Consider the following 18,802-nt stretch of genomic DNA (forward strand, 5'->3'; position numbering starts at 1 on the left):
GAAAGACATATGCCATGCGGCTCGCGGGCCGTGAGGGGCAGGGGATCCGAGACATGCGCATCAAGACCGTAGAGGCCTGGTGGATCAAAATTCCCATCGAGGCCAGCCGTCAACACCGCAGCGACTTCGGCCGACTGACGACCTTCGATAGCGCTATCCTGCGGATCGAAACGGACGACGGTATCGTGGGCTGGGGAGAGGGTAAAAATGCCGCGGGCAGTGCGGGCACCTACGGCACGCTGGTCCACATGATCAACCACGAGGTGGGGCCGAAGCTCATCGGCCGCGATCCTGCCGATATCTCCACCATATGGGAGATGCTTTACAACGGCGTACGCCACGAGACGGCGGCGCGTTCGGGTCACGCCATGCCCGAGATCGCGCGTCGCGGCCTTTCCGTCGCGGCGATCAGCGCGGTCGACATAGCGCTCTGGGACATTCTCGGCAAGTCGCTCGGCGTTCCCGTCTGGAAGCTGCTGGGTGGCCGCAAGGCCGACAGGTTGCCCGCCTATGCCTCGGGCGGTTGGGAGAGTGCGGAGCGGATCGGCGATCAACTCCGGTCCTATATCGCGGCCGGCGGTTTCAAGTCAGTCAAGATGCGCGTCGGCGCGATGGATCGTGCGCTGCATGTCTCGGCATCGCGCGTGCGGGCGGCTCGCAAAGCGGTCGGGCCTAACGTCGACCTGATGGTCGATGCGCACGGGACGTATACTGTTGCCGATGCCAAGCGCTTCATCCAGATGGTTGCCGATTGCGACCTCGCCTGGTTCGAGGAGCCGGTGATTGCCGATGACAAGCCGGGCATGGCGGAGGTGCGCGCGGCTGGGAACGTGCCGATCGCTGCCGGCGAGAGCGAGGCGACGCGTTTTGCCTTCCGAGATCTTGCCATGCTTCGGGCCGCCGACATATTCCAACCGGACCCTGCCTTCTGCGGCGGCATTACGGAGGCGATGCGCATCAGTTCGCTCGCCAGCGCCTTCAATCTCCGTTTCGCGCCGCATCTCTGGGCCGGTGCGCCCTGCTTCTTTTCCGGCCTGCACTTGTGCGCGGCCTCCCCGGCAAGCTTCATCATCGAATATTCGCTCGGCGCCAATCCGATGATCCATGATCTAGTCGAGGACACTGTGTCGGTGAAAGACGGTATGATAGAGATCCCGGACAGGCCTGGCCTGGGCTTCACGATCAATCAGCGGGTCCTGGAGACTCACGCGCAAAGACAGTGACGATGAAAGAAAACTCCCTCCTCTCCGATCTCGCGGCCCATCTTTTTTCGAACTCGAGCGGCAACGGCCGTACGCCTTCGGAGCGAGAGCTTGCCGAGCATTTCGGCGTCAGCCGGGGCCAGGTTCGAGAGGCACTGGCCATTCTGGAGGCAATGCGCATCGTCGAGCGCCGGGCCAAGTCGGGGATCTATCTGACGACCACAGAGGCGAGCGTGGAGGCAATGGCGCTTTTTGCCCGCGCCGGCGTGCCGCTTGATCCCATCCTGATCTATGAGACCGTGGAGCTTCGCAAGATCCATGAGATCAAGGCGGCGGAGCTCGCCTGCGATCGGGCGACGGAGGAGAATTACCAGCACTTGCGCGATATCCTCGGCGCGTCCGAGGCGAAGCTTGCCGCCGGCGAGGGGCTGGCGCGTGAGGACCGGGATTTCCATTTGGAGATCGTCCGGGCCACCAAGAATAGCGTCTTCCATCGGGTGTGCAGCGTCTATTACGTCATGGGCGAGCACCGCCTGCCGATCTATTTTGCCGATCCCGCCCGCAGCCGGCGCTCGCATGAGGAACATATCCGCATCTACGAGGCGCTGCTTGCCCGAGACGGCAATCTCGCCCAGGCGCTGATGAGCGCGCATCTTCAAGGTGCGGAAAGCTATTGGAAGGGTCTCATCGGCGGTCCAGCGACGGCAGCCGAATAGGCGCAACCGGCGGGAGGGCCGATGAGCTTCATCTTTTCCACACATCCCCTGCACCCTGCGGCCAGGTCCATGCTTGAGGCTGCGGGTGATCTGCGCGTCGCTTCCGCGCCCGATCCCGAAACGTTGCTGCGAGAAGGCCGCGGCGCGGGCATCGTCGTCGTACGCGCGCCGATCCCGCCGGCCTTCTTCGAGGATGCGCCGGCGCTTCGCGCGGCGATCCGCCATGGCGCCGGGCTCGACATGGTGCCGATGGATGCGGCGACCCGCGCCGGCGTGCTTGTCGCCAATGTCCCGGGCGCCAATGCTTCGACTGTCGCCGAGCACGTCTTCCTCGTGACACTGGCCCTGCTTCGGCGCTTCCGGCTGATGGACCGCGAACTGCGTCAGAGCGGCTGGGCGGCGGGCCGCGCCCAGTCGGACACGGCCGTCGACCTCGCCGGCCGCACCATGGGCATCGTCGGTATGGGCAATGTCGGCAAGGCGATTTTCAAGATCGCGAAGTACGGCTTCGGTCTGGAGGTGGTCGCCACGAGCCGGTCGCCGGAAAACGTGCCGGACGGCGTGCGTTTCCTGGCGATCAATGAGCTTATGGCGACGGCCGATATCGTGGTGCTCTGTTGTCCGCTGACGCCGGAGACCACTGGCTTGCTCGATGCCGGTCGCATCGGGCGCATGAAGCCCGCGGCCATTCTGGTCAACGTCTCGCGCGGGCCGGTGATCGATGATGCGGCGTTGATCGAGGCGCTGCGCGATGGTCGCATCGGCGGAGCCGCGCTCGACGTCTTCGCAACGCAGCCGCTGCCGCTCGATCATCCCTATTTCGGCTTTGACAATGTCATCGTCACGCCGCATCTGGCTGGCCTGACGGAAGAGAGCATGATGCGCATGGGAACGGGCGCGGCGAGCGAAGCCCTGCGCGTCATCAAGGGCGACTTGCCCGTCAATTTGCGCAATCCCGAAGTGGTAGAACACTACCGCCGGCGCTTTCCCGCATAGCGCCCCGTCGCGACAACTCGAAACGCTGGCTGCCCCTGCCGTGCCGCCGAGACCGCTGGCATCTTTCGGACCGTTGAGGTCAGCCCGCGTGCCGCAAGCTTACACCGCTTCCGGCGTCAAACAGCACGACCTTTTCCGGATTCCACGAAAAGCGAACCTCATCCTCGATCCGAAGCGCCGTCTGTGTCGGCACGGTCGCGTGGATGAACTTCTCGCCGGTGCGTAGCGTCACGATCTTTTCGACACCATGGTTTTCCACGTCGTGGACCCGTGCTTCGCCGGGCGCGCCACTATCGAGGAAAATGTCCTCGGGACGGATGCCGAAGGTGAGCGGGCGACCGTCTGTCGCGATCCCGTGTCCGTTGCCGAGGGGCAGCCGGTAGCCCTCGCTGGCCACTGCCTCGCCACCGGCAAGCGTGCCGGCAATCAGGTTCATCGGCGGCGAACCGACCGCGCGCGCGACGAAGGTGTTGACCGGGTTTCGGTAGATCTCCTGCGGCGTACCCGTCTGCACCAGTTGACCATTGTTCAGGACGCCGATCTTGTCGCCCATCGACATGGCCTCTATCTGGTCGTGAGTGACGAAGAGGAAGGTCGCGCCGAGGTTCATCTGCAGGTTTTTCAGCTCGGTGCGAAGTGCTTCGCGAAGCTTGGCGTCGAGCGCCGAAAGGGGTTCGTCCATCAGGAAGACCCGCGGCTTGCGCACGATGGCCCGGCCGATCGATACGCGCTGCATCTCGCCTCCCGACAGTCGGTCCGTCTTGCGGTCGAGCAGATGCTCGATGCGCAGGGTCTTCGCAACGCGGTCGACGCGCTCCTTGATTTCTCCGGGCTCAACGCGACGGATACGGGATTTCAATGGAAATTCCAGGTTCTCCCGCACCGTATAGCGCGGGTAAAGCGAGTATTGCTGGAGCACCAGAGCCACATCGCGCTCGGCGGCACCCCAGTCGGCGACGTCCTGCCCGTCGATGAAGATCTGGCCTGCGGTCGGCTTCTCGAGACCGGCGATCAGGCGCAGCGTAGTCGTCTTGCCGGCGCCGGTCTGCCCGAGCAGCACGAAGAACTCGCCGTCAGCAATGTCGATGTTCAAGTTTTTCAGCGCCGTGTGGCTGCCGAAGGTCTTGGTGATGCCCTTGAGTTCGATATGCGCCATCAGAGTCTGATCCCCAGCGACGAGCCGGTCGCGGTGTTGAAGAAATGTGCCTGGGCGGGGTCGATGCGTGCCCAGACGGCTTCGCCGGGACCAGGCACGAAACCGCTCTTTGTGCGTGCCCTGATCATCTGGTGACCAACCTTCAGGTCCACGATGTCGTGCGAGCCGAGAGGCTCGATGATATGCGCCTCGACCGGCATGAAGCCCTCGCGGGCCTCCCGTGAAACGAGCACGCCCTCAGGCCGGACCCCGAGTGTCAGCTTGCCGTTCTCGGCCCTTGCGTCGGAGAGGCGGTTCGCCAGCACGGCGGGGAACTCGAAGCCCGTCGTCCCGTCGCCGACCTGTACGCTGGTATGGCTGCCCGTTGCGCTGATGATCGCCGGCGCCATGTTCATGACCGGGCTTCCGACGAACTGGGCGACGAACGTGTTGGCGGGTTGCGCGTAAACCTCTTCCGGCGTGCCCACCTGCTGGAGGATGCCCTCGTGCATGATGACGATGCGGTCGGCGAGCGACATCGCCTCCACCTGGTCATGCGTCACGTAGATGGTGGTTGAACCCTGCTTGATATGCAGACGCTTGATTTCCGCCCGCATTTCCTCGCGCAGCTTCGCGTCGAGCGCACCGATCGGCTCATCCATCAGCATGGCCTTTGGCCGTCGCACCAGCGCGCGGCCGATCGCGACGCGCTGCATGTCGCCGCCTGACAGCGCCGAGGGCTTGCGGGCCAGGAGACCGGTGATGCGCAGCACACCGGCGATATCGCGGACCGACGCATCGACATCGGCACGGCTCATCCGGGTCGCGCGGAGCGGGAAGGCGATGTTCTCGTAGACCGTCATGTGCGGATAAAGCGAGAAGGATTGGAATACCATGGCGATATCCCTGTCTGATGCCTTGATATGCTGCACCGGCTGCCCGTCGATCAGAATGTCGCCTTCGTCGATCGTCTCCAACCCCGCGACGGCGCGTAATGTCGTCGTCTTTCCGCAGCCCGATTGTCCAAGCAGCACAATGAATTCATTGTCGGCGATGGCGAGATTAAGGTCTTTGATGACCTGGACGGCACCGAAATATTTCTGAATCCCGCGAAGTTCGATCTGCGTCATAAATGGTTGCCTTCGTCTGGTTGCGCGTCGCGGGGGATTTTGGTCGCCACCATGAAGGCGATCAATCCGACGAGCGTCATCGTCATGCCATAGCGGTGCAGAAACAGGTTCCAGGGCTGGCAGAGCGCGACGATGCCCAAGATCATGAGATACTGCGAACCGGGTTCGAGATATTTCTGGTTGAAGGCGCGAAAGGTCATTTGCGGATCGCTCCGAAGCTCATGCCGCGCAGGAGATGGTTCCTGAGCAGGAAGGTGAAGATGGCGACCGGTAGCAGGAACAGGAACGTGCCGGCGGCAATCACCGTCCAATCCGGCAGGCCTGAGCCGACCTGGCTCGGAATGAAGGGTGGAGCCGTTTGCGCACGCCGGTTCGTCATGATCAGCGCAAATGCATATTCATTCCAGGCCGTGATGAAGCAGAAGACCGCGGTTGCGGCGATGCCGGTGGCCGCTTCCGGGATGACGATCTTGAAAAAGGCCTCCATCCGCGTGTATCCGTCGACGAGCGCGGCCTCCTCGTATTCCTTCGGGATCTCGTCGATGAAGCCCTTCATCAACCAAACGGAGAAGGAAAGGTTGAAGGCAGTGTAGAGTATGATGAGGCCCCAATGCGTGTCGTTGAGGCCGACGACGCGGTACATGAGGAACATCGGGATCGCCACGACGACGGGCGGCAGCATGCGCGTCGACAGGATGAAGAAGAGAAGGTCTGCCTCCCCCTTCACTTTGAAGCGCGAGAAACCGTAGGCTGTGAAGGTTCCCATGCCGACGGCCAGCACCGTGGACGTGATGGCGACGATCAGCGAGTTCATGAAGCGGTTCGGATAGCCGGAGGGCTGCACCTCGCCGCGGCCGGAGCGAACGATCTTCTCGCCGCCGTCGAACACCATCCGCTCCCACCAGGGGGCGGCGGCATATTCTTCAGCGGTTGGCGCCCCGCGCAGTTGCGAGCGCTTGGTGAAGAGCTTCACGAAAGGCGAGAGTTCCGGCTCGAAGAGCACCGTCGGCGGAATGGTGGTAGCGAGATTGCGCGGCTTGAAGGCCGTCGAGGTGATCCAGTAGATCGGCGCCAGGAAGATCAGCGTGATGACCAGTACGGCGGCGATCGCCACCCGGTTCAGCGCGCGTTCGGAGCGGGTTTGCACGGCAGCCATCTCAGCGCTCCTTCACTTTGTTGAGGTACTTGACGTAGATGTTGGTGATCGCAAGAACCATGATGAGCACGATGTAGGCGAGTGCGCAGGAACGCCCCGTCTGCCATTCCTGGAAGGCCATCTTGTAGAGCCGGATGGAGATCACCTCGGTCGTCGGTTGGCTGGTCAGAATGTAGGCGAGGTCAAAGGTCTTGAAGGCCTCCATCGTACGGAAGATGATTGCGATCATCAGGATCGGCGCCACCAGCGGCAGCGTGATGCGGAAGAAGGTATAGAACGGTCCCGCCCGGTCGATCGCCGCTGCCTCGTAGAGATGTTTTGGCACGGCCGAAAGGCCGGCAAGCGACAGCAGCATCACGAAGGGCGACCACATCCAGATGTCCGTGATTGCGACCGCATAGAGAGCCATGTCCGGATTCGACAGCCACTCGAAGGAGCCGAGGCCGAGCGCGTAGTTGATGATGCCGAAGGACGGGTCGTAGAGCAGCTTCCAGAAGAGGCCGACGACGGCCATCGACAGCATCATCGGCAGCAGCAGCAGCGTCGTCAGAAGACCCTTCAGCGGAATGTCACGGTTGAGCAGCATCGCGGTGCCGAAGCCGACGATCACCTGCCCCGTCACAGAGACGATCACATATTTCGCGGTGATGGCGAAATTCGACCAGATGAAAGGATCGTTCAGCAATTCGCGGTAGTTCTGCAGGCCGACGAAGTTGGCCGGCGCGTTCGTCGAGGCGCGAAAGTCCGTGAACGAATAGCCGAGCGAATAGATCAGCGGAAAGATGTTGAAGATGATCAGAAACAGGATCGTCGGGATAATGAAGAGATTGCGAATGCGGATGTCGCTCATGCCGTGGGATGCGGCACGCGATTTCGTGTCTAGCGATGTCATGACTGCGGTTGCCAATCCTCTCCTCCTCCGAGAGTCGGCGCCGGATGCCGGAAAAGGCATCACGATGCGCGAAGTGAATTCCGGGCGCCGCGCCCTCTCGAACCGCGCCTTTGGGCGCGAGATGCAGAATGCAAACGGAGGGGCGACGGAGCCCCTCCGCTGATCGCGTTTGCTATTTATTGCGTCCGTATTTCTTGAACGTCGCGTTCCAGTCCGCTGCCAGAGAGTCGAGCACTTCCTTCGCCGTGCCTTGCCCGGCGGTGACGAAGGGATAAATGCGCTGGTTCATCTGGATCAGCAGTTCGGCATATTCAGGCGTTGCCCAGAAGTCCTTCACCTTGAACATGGTCTCGTAGAAGGCCTTGTTATAGGGTGTCGCGTTCTGAAATTCCGGCGATTCAAGCACCTTGGCGCTTGCTGTGTAGCCGCCGAGTTCGGCCCAGCGCTTCTGGGTCTCGTCCTTGATGAACCATTCGAGGAATTTCATCGCCTCTTCCTGGTTTTTTGAGTAGGAGATGACCGATATGCCTTGGCCGCCGAGCGCTGCGAATTGTTCGCCGTTCGGCCCCGCCGGATTGGCAAAGAAGCCGGTAACCTTGGCGTTCGGGTTGGACGCCTCGTTCACCAGGGCCGGGAAGAAGGCGAAGTAGTTCATGCTCATCGCCGCCAGGTTCTCGGTGATCGCCTGATTGTTCTCGACGAAGAAGGATTTGGCCCAGCCCGGAGGCGTAAAGCCGTAGAGCTCGCGATACAATTCGAGCGCCTTGACGTTCTTCTCGGAATTGATGATGCCGTCGACCTTGTAGCTCTGGTAGTCGCCGAGTTCGCCTCCAAAGGAGAAGATCGCGTTCTCGACACCCATGACGAGACCGTCATAAGAATTGTCGGTGTAGATGGCGATTCCGTAGCGCTTCTGGTCTGGACGGTGGAAGAACTCGGCGATGTCGCGCATCTCGGCCCATGTCTTCGGCGGGGCGAGGTCGTAGCCGTATTTGGCCTTGAACGCCTCCATCTCCTTGGGATCTTCGAACCAGTCCTTGCGGTAGGACCAGCCGACGGCGTCGCCTTCGGCCGGAACTGACCAATACTTTTTCGAGTTCGACGGATATTCGGCGTAGTATTTCACAGTTGCCGGAGCCATCACCTGGGTCAGATTGTGCTTGGTGAAGAAGTCGGTCAGATCGACGTAATGGCCAGCTTCTGACGCCGCCCCGATCCACTGACTGTCGCCGACGACCATGTCATAGGCTGAACCCTTGGCGTTGAACTCGGTGAATGCCTTGGTCTGGAAGTCGGCCCATGGTGTGGTCTCGACCGTGACCTTTACGCCGGTTTCAGCCTCATATTCGTTCGCCAGTTCCTGAAGGTAATTTGCCGGGTCCCACTCGGCCCAGAAAATCGTCAGTTCCTGGGCCTGTGCGGATGTTCCGCAGGCCCACATCAATCCGACACCGGCAAAGAGACCGGCCATAGTTTTGCGCATAACATTTCCTCCCATTTATGCACGCTTCCCGCGTCATCGCGGGCCTCCCGATCCGGCTTCCCGATCCTCCTGGGTGATTTTCGTGCTGGGGTCCTCCCCGACCCTGGCGCGTTTCAGATCTCAAGCCTGAATGTTATTCCCTAATCTGGTAGTACCAAACGCCAATATCGTCAAGAGTGAGCCTCGGAGAGCATTTAGCAAAGGTTCATCTTCCAGACTTCTGGATACCTTCCCACAATTGCGGCTCCGCTCGCGCGGTCTTGTCAGGCAAACTCACGTTCCTGCTCGCCAATCCCGACCACATTTGCTTCATCTGGTCCAACCAATTGTTGGATTAATTTGAAGGTTCCCCACGTCATGCTTTGCTCTCCGCCTGCCGTAACGCTGTATCAACAAGCGCCCTGGCGGCCCATTCGGCAACAGACTGCGCGCTTTCGGAGGTCAGGCCCCAGATATCCTTCAACACGATCAGCACCTCGACGCCGAAGACAAGCGAAAGCGCCTGCGCAAGGCGTTCCCGGGATTCGGGCGGCACGGTGCCCTGCAGGGGAGCCGTCACGCACTTGAGCAGATCGACCCGGTGGCCGCGCGTGAATAGCGGCTCGTTGCCGAGCGTGCCGGCCTGGCGCTGCGCCCACTGGTCCAGCGAAAGTTTCAGCGCCGCCTTGAAGGTGGCTTCGAACTCATCGATGCGCGGCATTGCGGTCGCCAAGAGGTCGGCAACGCGGGTGCGTGCATCCGGACTGTCCGACGACCAGCTGAGTATCGGCCCCAGAGCCTCATCCACCACGGCATGCACGAGCGCGGCCTGGCTCGGAAAGTAACGGTAGGCCGTCGCGCGCGAGACTTCGGCAGCCTCGGCGACTTCACTTACCGACGGAGTGATGCCGGACTGCATGAGCCGCGTTGCCGTTTCGAGCATCAGTTTTCGCGTTCGGGCACGCGGGCCTCGCTCGGTCCTGGCTGTTTCGTTCTGTTGACGTGAGACATCCATGTCTTTATGATACGCACGTCTCACAAATTTGCAAGGGCCTATCGCTTTGCCCCGGACGTGGGATATGCCGGGAGGAAACCCAACCGGTCTCGGAGGGGAAATGAAGCAGATCTACGTGGTCGGCACGGCTGACACGAAGGGCGAGGAGCTTGCTTATCTGGCCGCTTGCATCAAAGCGGCGGGCGGGGCTGTCGTCCGTGTCGACGTCGGCATCCGCGAGCCTCAAACCTCCGTCGATGTGAGGGCCGAAGCAGTGGCGGCGTGCCATCCGGACGGGGCTGGAGCCGTTCTTGCCAGCGGCGACCGCGGAACGGCGGTCGAGGCGATGGGCATTGCCTTCGCGCGCTTCCTCGTGGAGCGCCAGGACATCGCCGGCGTCATCGGTATCGGTGGAGGCGGGGGCACTTCGATCATTACCGCAGGCATGCGCCAATTGCCGCTCGGTCTGCCAAAGATCATGGTCTCGACGCTCGCATCCGGCGATGTGGCTCCCTTTGTCGATGTTTCGGACATCTTGATGATGCCCTCGGTCACGGACATGGCGGGCCTGAACCGGCTGAGCCGCGTCATCCTTCACAACGCCGCCCAGGCGATCACCGCCATGGCCCGCCGGCCGGCTGAGGTGACTGCATCCAAACCAGCCCTCGGGCTTACCATGTTCGGCGTTACGACACCTGCCGTATCCGCCATAGTTGAGCGCCTCCGAGCGGACTATGACTGCCTGGTCTTCCACGCGACAGGCACGGGCGGGCGTGCGATGGAGAAGCTTGCCGACAGCGAACTCATCTCTGGCGTGCTCGACATCACGACGACCGAGGTCTGCGACCTGCTGTTCGGCGGCGTCTTGCCCGCCACCTCGGACCGTTTCGGCGCCATTGCTCGCAAAGGCCTGCCCTATGTCGGCTCGGTCGGTGCGCTCGATATGGTGAACTTCTGGGCGCCGGAGACTGTCCCGGAGCGTTATACCGGCCGGCTGTTTTACCGGCACAACCCGAACGTCACCTTGATGCGCACGACGTCGGCCGAATGCGCGCAGATCGGCCGCTGGATCGGCGACAAGCTCAATCTCTGCCACGGCCCCGTACGCCTTCTCATTCCCGAAAAGGGCGTTTCGGCCCTCGACATCGAAGACGGTCCGTTCTTCGATCCGCAAGCCGACGCCGCGCTTTTCGCCGCGCTCGAGGCGACGGTGAAGCCGACGGTGTCGCGACGTATTATTCGCCTGCCGCTCCATATCAACGATCCAGATTTCGCCGAGGCCGCCGTCGCGGCCTATCGTGACATCGCCAACCCCTGAGAGACAAATCGATGCCAGTCATACCGCGCAGCACCATCCTCGAAAAATTTCACGGCATGATCGCAGCCGGCGTGCCGATCGTCGGCGGCGGTGCCGGCACCGGCATCTCCGCCAAGGCCGAGGAGGCAGGCGGTATCGACCTCATCATTATCTACAATTCCGGGCGATACCGCATGGCGGGCCGCGGTTCGGCGGCCGGACTGCTCGCCTATGGCAATGCCAACGAGATCGTCAAGGACATGGCGCTTGAAGTGTTGCCTGTCGTGAAAAAGACGCCGGTGCTTGCTGGCGTCAATGGCACGGACCCCTTCGTGCTGATGCCGCGCTTCCTCGCCGACCTCAAGGCAATGGGCTTTTCCGGCGTACAGAACTTCCCCACAATAGGCCTCTTCGATGGCCGGATGCGGCAGAGTTTCGAGGAAACGGGCATGAGCTACAATCTGGAGGTCGAGATGATCGCCACCGCCCACGGGCTCGACCTGCTGACGACGCCCTATGTCTTCAACGAGAGCGAGGCTATCGCCATGACGACCGCCGGCGCTGACATCGTCGTGGCGCATATGGGAGTGACGACCGGCGGCACGATCGGCGCCACATCCGGCAAGTCCCTCGATGACTGCGTCGAGGAGATCGCCGCGATCGCCAAGGCGGCACATTCGGTGCGTGACAACGTCATCGTGCTCTGCCACGGCGGCCCGATCTCCATGCCGGCGGATGCGCGCTACATTCTCGAACGCTGCCCTGGCTGCCACGGCTTTTATGGCGCAAGCTCGATGGAGCGCCTGCCGGCGGAGGCGGCAATTCGCAAGCAGACGGAAGATTTCAAGGCGCTCGCCATCGGCGCGGCCGTCTAAAGGAAGGGCATGGAGGAGGCCGTTTCATGGTAAAGAACAAGTACTTCATCTATCCTGAGGATGTGAGCGCCTTCGGCTTCGACTGGGGCAAGCTGTCGCTGACTGTGGCGCCCGAGGTCAACGGCGCCAACCGCTTTTCCGGCGGCGTGGTCGAGCTGCCAAGCGGCGAGGGCCATTCCCGCCACAATCACCCGGGCGCGGAGGAAATCATTTTTGTGATTTCCGGCGAGGGCGAGCAGATGGTCGAGGACGAAAATGGTAATCCGATCACGCAGAAGGTCGCCACCGGCTGCACGATCTATATTCCGGAAAGTCGCTTTCATTCGACGAAGAACACTGGCGGCGGGAAGATGCTCCTTTTCGTGGTCTACTCACCGGGCGGGCCGGAGCTTGCGCTACGCGATTTGCCGGACTTCCGCCTGCTGCCGCCGGGCTTCTGAGGGGGCGCATCCATTTTCTGGGAGGAAAGACAATGAACGACAATGCAGGGCAAACAAGGCAGACCGCCGTGACGCCGTTCGATACGGCCAAGCTCGACCGTCTCATGGAGGAAGCCGGTATCGACGTCATCGTCGCCACCTCCAAACACAACACGCAATATCTCATGGGCGGCTATAAGTTCATCTTCTTCGCCGCCATGGATGCGATCGGGCATAGCCGCTACCTGCCGATGGTGATTTATGAGAAAGGCGCGCCCGATCACTCCGCCTATGTGGGCAACCGCATGGAGGGCGCGGAGCACCAGAACAATCCATTCTGGACGCCCGCCGTGCATACGGCGAGCTGGGGCACGCAGGATGCCGCCGGGCTCGCCGTCGAGCACTTGAAGAAAATCGGCAAGACCGGTGGGCGCATCGGCATCGAGCCAGCCTTCCTGCCCTCCGACGCCCGCGACCTGCTCGCCTCGCGGTTGGATGGCGCTCGATTTGTCGATGCCACGCATGTGTTGGAGCGGCTAAGGGCCGTCAAGACGCCGGATGAACTGGCAAAGCTGAGACGCGCCTCCGAACTGATCACCGACTCTATGCTGGCGACGATCGCGGCGGCCCGCGCCGGCTCGACAAAGATGGAGATCATCGAGCAGCTGCGCCGGGAAGAAACGAACCGCGGCCTGCACTTCGAATATTGCCTCCTGACGCTCGGCTCCAGCCACAACCGCGCGGGCTCGCCTCAGGCCTGGGCCGAGGGCGAGATCCTGTCGATCGATTCCGGCGGCAACTATCACGGATATATTGGTGACCTCTGCCGCATGGGTGTGCTCGGCGAGCCGGATGCGGAGCTGGAGGACCTTCTGGCCGAAGTGGAATGTATCCAGCAAGCGGCCTTCGCCAAGGTCAGGGCAGGGGCTGCGGGCAGGGAGATGATTGTGGCAGCGGAGGCCGAGCTCAAGGCCTCGCCGTCGGCGGCCTTCACCGACTTCTTCTGCCATGGCATGGGCGTCATCGCCCACGAAGCGCCATTCCTCATGACGAACCACCCCGTCACCTATGATGGCATCGATGCCGACAAACCGCTGGAAGCCGGGAGCGTGATCTCGGTCGAGACGACGATGCTTCACCCGAAGCGCGGATTCATCAAGCTGGAGGATACGCTTGCCATCACTGATGGCGGCTATGAAATGTTCGGCGACCGTGGCCGCGGCTGGAACCGCGGCGGAGCGTGATTGCAGGCCCATTGCAAAAGGCCCGGCAGATGTCACCTGCCGGGCCTTTCGTTGCTTGGTGCCGTCGTCTCAGCTGTGGTGGATCTCTGTTCCCAGCACCTTCAGGCATTCGCGCATAAAGGCGGCGAGCGCCGTCCAGCCCTTGGCCGAAACCATCGTGCCATCGACATAGGCTTCGGTTGGCGACAGGTCGATATAGGTTCCGCCCGCCAGGGTGACCTCCGGTTCGCAGGCCCCAAGTGCACCAACCTTCTTGCCGCGAACGACACCGTCGACCGCGATCAGGATCTGGACCCCGTGGCAGATGGTGAAGATCGGCTTCTTCTGCTCGTGGAAATGACGCACCATTGCCTGCACCCGCTTGTCGGTGCGGATATATTCCGGTCCGCGCCCGCCGGCGCAGTAGACGGCGTGATACTGATCGAGCTGGCTCTCGGCCTCGGAAAACGTCTTGTTGATGGTGACGTTGTGCCCGAGTTTTTCGGTGTAGGTCTGGTCTCCCTCGAAATCGTGCAGCGACGTTCTGAGGATGTCGCCGGCCTTCTTATCCGGGCACACGATATGCACCGTGTGACCGACCGCCTCCATCGCCTGCTGAAAGACGAAGATTTCGTACTCCTCGGTGAAATCGCCGGTGAGCATCAGGATTTTCTTGCCTGGCATGGTTTCTCCTCCTCATTGTCAGATCGGGCAGGCACGACCTTGCCTGCCGGGTTGCTCAGATTTCGTCGAAGGCCGGTAACAGCCGGTCGCGCGAATGTTCGATATGGATGCGCATTGCGTTCGCAGCCGCGCCGGGGTCGCGCGCCGCGAAGGCATCAAGCAGCGTCTGATGCTCGCCGAGTGCCTCCTCGGTGACACGGCGATGAAACATCAGGCGGAAGATATGGAAATGCGTGTGCTGGAAGGTCAGCATCTCGCGGATCAACTCGTTGCCGGCAAACTCCATGATGCGGTCATGGAAAATAGCATCCTTGCGGGCGAAGGCCGAATAGTTCGCTCGTTCGTCCCTGTTGTCGCTGCGTGTCATCACGCCGGCGGCCTCCGTCAGAATGGCCAGCTTTTCGTCGTTCATCGCCTCGGCCGCCTTCGCAGCGCCGGCAGGTTCCAGCAGCAGGCGCAGTTCATAGAGTTCGTCGAAGCGGTGGCGCGTGATTTGCGGCGCGGCACGATAGCCGACCAGATGCTGCTTGACGACGAGGCCTTCGCCTTCGAGCCGGCCGAGGGCTTCGCGGATAGGGGTGTGTGAGACGTTAAATTCCCTCACCAGGTTGTCGACCGTGATGCGTGCCCCCGGTGCGATCTTCAGCGACATGAGCTGATTAAAGATTGCCTCATAGACGTCGCCCGCCAGGCTGTTGGCGCGCGGTATCTGGGTTGTGCCCGTCGAGGGTTCCTTCGGTCTCGTCGAAATCATCTGCTGCCTTGCCTCTTGACAGGTTCAATCGCTAGCACGATGCTGCGGCCAAGACAATCCTATATCCTATACGATTTAATATAGGGAGGAAAAATCATGCGCATATCCGAAGCCTCAGCGCTTGCACTTGCCACCCGCCTGCTGGAAGAGCATGGCGCACCGCGTGACCATGCGGCGCTGCAGGCTCGTGTCCTGGTAACGGCGGAGATGAAGGGGCACCCCTCGCATGGCCTGTACCGGCTTCCGCGGCTGGTCGAACGGATCGAGCGTGGGGTCATTGACCCGCAGACGAAGGGCACGCAGCGCTGGCGCGCGGATGCGGTGCTGGAGGTGGAGGGGTCGTCGGGGTTTGGCCCCGTCGTCGCCATGGCCGCGATCGAGCGGCTGGCGCCTCACATTCCGGATCTCGGTATCGGTCTTGTCGCCGTGCGCAATGCCAACCATCTCGGCATGCTCGCGCATTATGTGGAGGCCATCGCCGCACTGGGCTTCGTCGGCATCGCGCTCTCGTCGAGCGAGGCGCTGGTCCATCCCTTCGGCGGCACCCGCGCGATGCTCGGCACCAACCCCATCGCCATCGCCGTGCCAACCGCCGAGGAACCGCTCGTGCTCGACCTGGCCACCAGCCTCGTGCCGATGGGCAGGATTCATCATCACGCGGCGACCGGGAGGCCCATTCCCGAGGGATGGGCGCGCGATGCGGCCGGCAATCCGACGACCGATCCGGGGCGTGCGAAGGCCGGCGCGATTGCGCCCTTTGGCGACGCGAAGGGCTACGGCCTCGGCATTGCTTTGGAGCTGCTGGTGGCAGCTCTTGCCGGCTCGGCGCTCGCGCCGGATGCGCGCGGCACGCTCGACAGCCAGTCGCCGTGCAACAAAGGCGACGTCTTCATCTTGATCGAACCCAGTCTGGCGCCGGGACTGCAGGAGCGGCTGTCGACCTATCTCGATGCCGTGCGCGCTTCACCACCCGCCAGCGCCGGCGAACCGGTTCTCGTTCCGGGCGATCGTGCCCGCGGGCGGCGAGCGGCGGCAAGCCGCAATGGGCTCGAGATCGACCAGCGCCTCTGGGAAGACCTCAATGCGCTTTCGCGCCCGCGCATTCTGGCCTTCGAGGGACAAAGATCATGAGCCTGTTTGCCGCCCTGAGGTTGCCGCGGGAAATCCTGTTCGGCGTCGGCCAGCGCCACGCGCTCGCGAGCGTCGCCAGCAGGACCGGCCGGCGCGCACTCGTCTGCACGGATGCGCGTTTTGCCGCAACACCCGTCTTCGCGGAAATGATCGCCGCGCTTGAAGCGGCCGGCATCGTCGTCCTGGTGCATGACCGCACGCTGCCGGACGTGCCGCAAGATACGGTCGCGGTTTGCGTTGAAGCCGCGCGCGGCTTTGAGCCTGATATGGTGATCGGCATCGGTGGAGGCAGCTGTCTCGACATGGCCAAATGCGCTTCGCTCCTGCTCGCTCACGGAGGCGCGCTCGCCGATTATTACGGTGAGTTCAAGGTGCCGGCGCCCGTCCTGCCGGTCATCGCCGTGCCGACGACGGCAGGGACCGGCTCCGAGGTGACGCCGGTTGCGGTAGTTTCCGATCCCGATCGTATCCTGAAGGTTGGCATTTCCAGCCCATATCTCATCGCCGCAGCGGCGATCTGCGACCCGGAACTGACCTTATCCTGCCCGCCTGGGCTCACGGCGATTGCCGGTGCGGATGCGTTGACGCATGCCATCGAAGCCTTCACGGCCATGCGCCGCCCCGGCGATCCTGAACTCGCGCAGCGGCATGTCTTCATCGGAAAGAGCGATCTCTCCGACCAGTTCGCGCTGCATGCCATCCGGCTCCTCAGCCGGAGCCTGGAAAAGGCCTTCGTCGACGGTGCCGACATCGATGCGCGCGCCGATGTGATGATGGGCGCGCTCGCTGCCGGCTGCGCCTTCGGAACGGCGGGCACCGCTGCGGCCCATGCCGTGCAATATCCGGTTGGTGCCTTGACCCATACGCCGCACGGCCTCGGGGTTGCGACCATGCTGCCCTATGTCATGACCTATAATCGCCGCGTCGCTACGGCGGAATTCGCCACTGTCGGCAGGGCGCTCGGCCTTGATCCCACCGGAGTGGAGGACGACGAAACGGTTGCCGATGCCGCGATCGGCGAGGTGAGCCGTCTCTTCGCCGCGATCGGCATCGCGCCGACACTTGCCGGGCTCGGCCTGCCGGAAGACCGGATCGACTGGGCCGCAGAGCAGGCGCTCGGCATCGGCCGGCTGATCAAGAATAATCCCCGCTCCTTCGATGCGGCCGCCATGCGTGGCTTGGTGCGCGCCGCCTATGACGGCGATCTGGCCGCTTCCGCCCTCTGACTTGGAAATCATCATGAACGTCAACCAGCATTCTTCGCATCCAGACCACGATCCCTTTGGGCTCAGCACGTTCTCCGACGGCCTCTATATTGGCGGCGCCTGGCGGCCTGCGGCGGGCGAGGGACGGATCGAGGTGATCGATCCCTCGACCGAGGCGGTCATTGCCTCTGTGCCCGATGCCACGGTCGCGGATGCGGCGGCGGCAGTGGATGCTGCGGCAAGTGCGGCGGAAGGCTGGCGCGAGATGCCGCCGAGAAAGCGTTCCGAGATCCTGCGCCGCTGCTTCGAACTTATGGTGGAGCGCTCCGAAACGCTTGCCAGGCTCATTTCGCTCGAGAACGGGAAGGCGTTGCGCGACGCGCGCGGCGAGGTGGCCTATGCGGCGGAGTTCTTTCGTTGGAACGCCGAGGAGGCGGTGCGGATCTCTGGTGAGTTCGGCCTTGCCCCGGCCGGCGGAAACCGCATCGTCGTCGATTACCAGCCGATCGGCGTCTGCGTTCTCATCACACCGTGGAATTTCCCGGCTGCGATGGCGACCCGCAAGATCGCGCCTGCCCTTGCCGCAGGCTGCACCGTCATCCTGAAGCCGGCGAGCGAGACGCCGCTGACGGCCTATGCGCTTGCGGCTCTCTACGAGGAGGCTGGCGTGCCGCCGGGCGTCGTGAACGTGATGACAACATCGACGCCGGGCCCTGTCATCACCGCCATGCTGGACGACCCGCGCGTGCGAAAACTCTCCTTCACAGGTTCGACCGGCGTCGGCCGCACGCTTCTGGCGGAAGCGGCAAAAAATGTCATCTCCTGCTCCATGGAACTCGGCGGCAACGCGCCATTCGTCGTTTTCGACGATGCGGACATTGACGCGGCGATCGAGGGTCTGATGGTCGCGAAAATGCGCAATGCGGGTGAGGCCTGCACGGCTGCAAACCGCATTTATGTCCAATCCGGTATTCACGATGTCTTCGCGGAAAAATTCACCAGACGCATGGCCGCCCTCAGGGTCGGCCCGGGTGTGGATCCGGATACCGAATGTGGTCCGATGATCACGCGCAAGGCGGTGGAGAAGATCGAGCGCCTTGTTACCGACGCCATTTCGCGGGGAGCGCGTGTCCTCTGCGGCGGACGATCATTGGCAGGCCGCGGCTTTTTTTATCCGCCGACGGTGCTTGTCGATGTTTCCCCGGCCTCCGACATGGGCTGCGAGGAGATTTTCGGTCCCGTGGCGCCGCTCTACCGTTTCGAGAGCGAGGCAGAGGTCATCGCTGCCGCCAACGATACGGAATATGGCCTCGCCGCCTACATCTATACCCGCGACATTGGCCGCGGCATGCGCGTCGCCTCCAAGATCGAGGCCGGCATGATTGCGCTCAATCGTGGACTGGTCTCCGATCCCGCGGCCCCCTTTGGCGGTGTGAAACAAAGCGGCCTCGGACGTGAAGGAGGGCAGCATCACGGTATCGCGGAGTTCATGGAAGCCAAGTACATTGCCACAAGCTTCTGAGGGAGGAAC

The 18,802-nt window shown here is 62.5% G+C and carries 19 protein-coding genes; 10 read left to right on the forward strand and 9 right to left on the reverse strand.

Features of this window, described 5'->3' with window-relative positions; genetic code table 11:
• The first annotated feature begins 53 nt into the window (after positions 1-53).
• The 3 genes from HFO71_RS21525 to HFO71_RS21535 are packed head-to-tail and all read left to right on the forward strand — an operon-like array spanning position 54 to position 2,914.
• Positions 54-1,223: a mandelate racemase/muconate lactonizing enzyme family protein gene (locus HFO71_RS21525; RefSeq protein ID WP_077977044.1), complete on the forward strand. Its 1,170-nt coding sequence runs from the start codon at positions 54-56 to the stop codon at positions 1,221-1,223.
• 2 nt (positions 1,224-1,225) lie between these two features.
• Complete coding sequence (locus HFO71_RS21530; RefSeq protein WP_131662633.1) at positions 1,226-1,918, forward strand: FadR/GntR family transcriptional regulator; 693 nt, start codon at positions 1,226-1,228, stop codon at positions 1,916-1,918.
• Between the two features lie 21 nt (positions 1,919-1,939).
• On the forward strand, positions 1,940-2,914 hold the full coding sequence (locus HFO71_RS21535) for an NAD(P)-dependent oxidoreductase (protein ID WP_221988408.1): 975 nt from the start codon (positions 1,940-1,942) through the stop codon (positions 2,912-2,914).
• 79 nt (positions 2,915-2,993) lie between these two features.
• Here HFO71_RS21535 and HFO71_RS21540 read toward each other — a convergent pair whose 3' ends face one another.
• The 7 genes from HFO71_RS21540 to HFO71_RS21570 form a co-directional block, all read right to left on the reverse strand.
• Positions 2,994-4,070, reverse strand: a complete 1,077-nt coding sequence (locus HFO71_RS21540; RefSeq protein WP_018072902.1) for an ABC transporter ATP-binding protein — start codon at positions 4,068-4,070, stop codon at positions 2,994-2,996.
• Positions 4,070-5,179 (reverse strand): ABC transporter ATP-binding protein, encoded by a 1,110-nt coding sequence (locus HFO71_RS21545; RefSeq protein WP_077976817.1) that lies wholly within the window; start codon positions 5,177-5,179, stop codon positions 4,070-4,072. Before HFO71_RS21545 ends, HFO71_RS21540 begins: the two co-directional genes overlap by 1 nt.
• Positions 5,176-5,379 (reverse strand): hypothetical protein, encoded by a 204-nt coding sequence (locus HFO71_RS21550; protein ID WP_077976818.1) that lies wholly within the window; start codon positions 5,377-5,379, stop codon positions 5,176-5,178. The genes HFO71_RS21545 and HFO71_RS21550 overlap by 4 nt, the downstream gene beginning before the upstream one ends.
• Positions 5,376-6,335: a carbohydrate ABC transporter permease gene (locus HFO71_RS21555; protein ID WP_077976819.1), complete on the reverse strand. Its 960-nt coding sequence runs from the start codon at positions 6,333-6,335 to the stop codon at positions 5,376-5,378. Before HFO71_RS21555 ends, HFO71_RS21550 begins: the two co-directional genes overlap by 4 nt.
• A gap of 1 nt (position 6,336) precedes the next feature.
• Positions 6,337-7,242: a carbohydrate ABC transporter permease gene (locus HFO71_RS21560; RefSeq protein ID WP_077976820.1), complete on the reverse strand. Its 906-nt coding sequence runs from the start codon at positions 7,240-7,242 to the stop codon at positions 6,337-6,339.
• A 157-nt stretch (positions 7,243-7,399) separates the two neighbouring features.
• Entirely contained in the window at positions 7,400-8,710 is a 1,311-nt protein-coding gene (locus HFO71_RS21565; protein ID WP_017956805.1) for an ABC transporter substrate-binding protein, read from the reverse strand.
• 355 nt (positions 8,711-9,065) lie between these two features.
• Complete coding sequence (locus tag HFO71_RS21570) at positions 9,066-9,704, reverse strand: TetR/AcrR family transcriptional regulator (protein WP_077976821.1); 639 nt, start codon at positions 9,702-9,704, stop codon at positions 9,066-9,068.
• A gap of 100 nt (positions 9,705-9,804) precedes the next feature.
• Between HFO71_RS21570 and HFO71_RS21575 the strand changes: the two genes are divergently transcribed.
• From HFO71_RS21575 to HFO71_RS21590, 4 genes are read left to right on the forward strand one after another with little or no spacing between them, the layout of a single operon-like run.
• Positions 9,805-11,001, forward strand: coding sequence for a Tm-1-like ATP-binding domain-containing protein (locus HFO71_RS21575; protein ID WP_077976822.1), 1,197 nt, complete (start codon positions 9,805-9,807; stop codon positions 10,999-11,001).
• A gap of 11 nt (positions 11,002-11,012) precedes the next feature.
• Positions 11,013-11,855, forward strand: a complete 843-nt coding sequence (locus tag HFO71_RS21580; RefSeq protein WP_131641348.1) for a phosphoenolpyruvate hydrolase family protein — start codon at positions 11,013-11,015, stop codon at positions 11,853-11,855.
• A 26-nt stretch (positions 11,856-11,881) separates the two neighbouring features.
• Complete coding sequence (locus HFO71_RS21585) at positions 11,882-12,295, forward strand: cupin domain-containing protein (RefSeq protein WP_131661123.1); 414 nt, start codon at positions 11,882-11,884, stop codon at positions 12,293-12,295.
• A 32-nt stretch (positions 12,296-12,327) separates the two neighbouring features.
• Positions 12,328-13,518, forward strand: coding sequence for a M24 family metallopeptidase (locus HFO71_RS21590; protein ID WP_131661122.1), 1,191 nt, complete (start codon positions 12,328-12,330; stop codon positions 13,516-13,518).
• A 69-nt stretch (positions 13,519-13,587) separates the two neighbouring features.
• Here the strand turns inward: HFO71_RS21590 and HFO71_RS21595 are convergent, their stop codons facing one another.
• Positions 13,588-14,181: a DJ-1/PfpI family protein gene (locus HFO71_RS21595; RefSeq protein ID WP_025397097.1), complete on the reverse strand. Its 594-nt coding sequence runs from the start codon at positions 14,179-14,181 to the stop codon at positions 13,588-13,590.
• Positions 14,182-14,236: 55 nt separating this feature from the next.
• Positions 14,237-14,935, reverse strand: a complete 699-nt coding sequence (locus HFO71_RS21600) for a GntR family transcriptional regulator (RefSeq protein ID WP_027664640.1) — start codon at positions 14,933-14,935, stop codon at positions 14,237-14,239.
• A 96-nt stretch (positions 14,936-15,031) separates the two neighbouring features.
• Between HFO71_RS21600 and HFO71_RS21605 the strand changes: the two genes are divergently transcribed.
• From HFO71_RS21605 to HFO71_RS21615, 3 genes are read left to right on the forward strand one after another with little or no spacing between them, the layout of a single operon-like run.
• Positions 15,032-16,066, forward strand: coding sequence for an Ldh family oxidoreductase (locus tag HFO71_RS21605; RefSeq protein WP_077976825.1), 1,035 nt, complete (start codon positions 15,032-15,034; stop codon positions 16,064-16,066).
• Positions 16,063-17,292, forward strand: coding sequence for an iron-containing alcohol dehydrogenase (locus HFO71_RS21610; RefSeq protein WP_077976826.1), 1,230 nt, complete (start codon positions 16,063-16,065; stop codon positions 17,290-17,292). Before HFO71_RS21605 ends, HFO71_RS21610 begins: the two co-directional genes overlap by 4 nt.
• A 13-nt stretch (positions 17,293-17,305) precedes the next feature.
• A complete protein-coding gene (locus HFO71_RS21615) occupies positions 17,306-18,793 on the forward strand; it encodes an NAD-dependent succinate-semialdehyde dehydrogenase (RefSeq protein ID WP_077977045.1) in 1,488 nt (495 codons plus the stop codon).
• Positions 18,794-18,802 lie beyond the last annotated feature (9 nt).

This window comes from Rhizobium laguerreae (assembly GCF_019778565.1).
Classification (GTDB): domain Bacteria; phylum Pseudomonadota; class Alphaproteobacteria; order Rhizobiales; family Rhizobiaceae; genus Rhizobium; species Rhizobium laguerreae.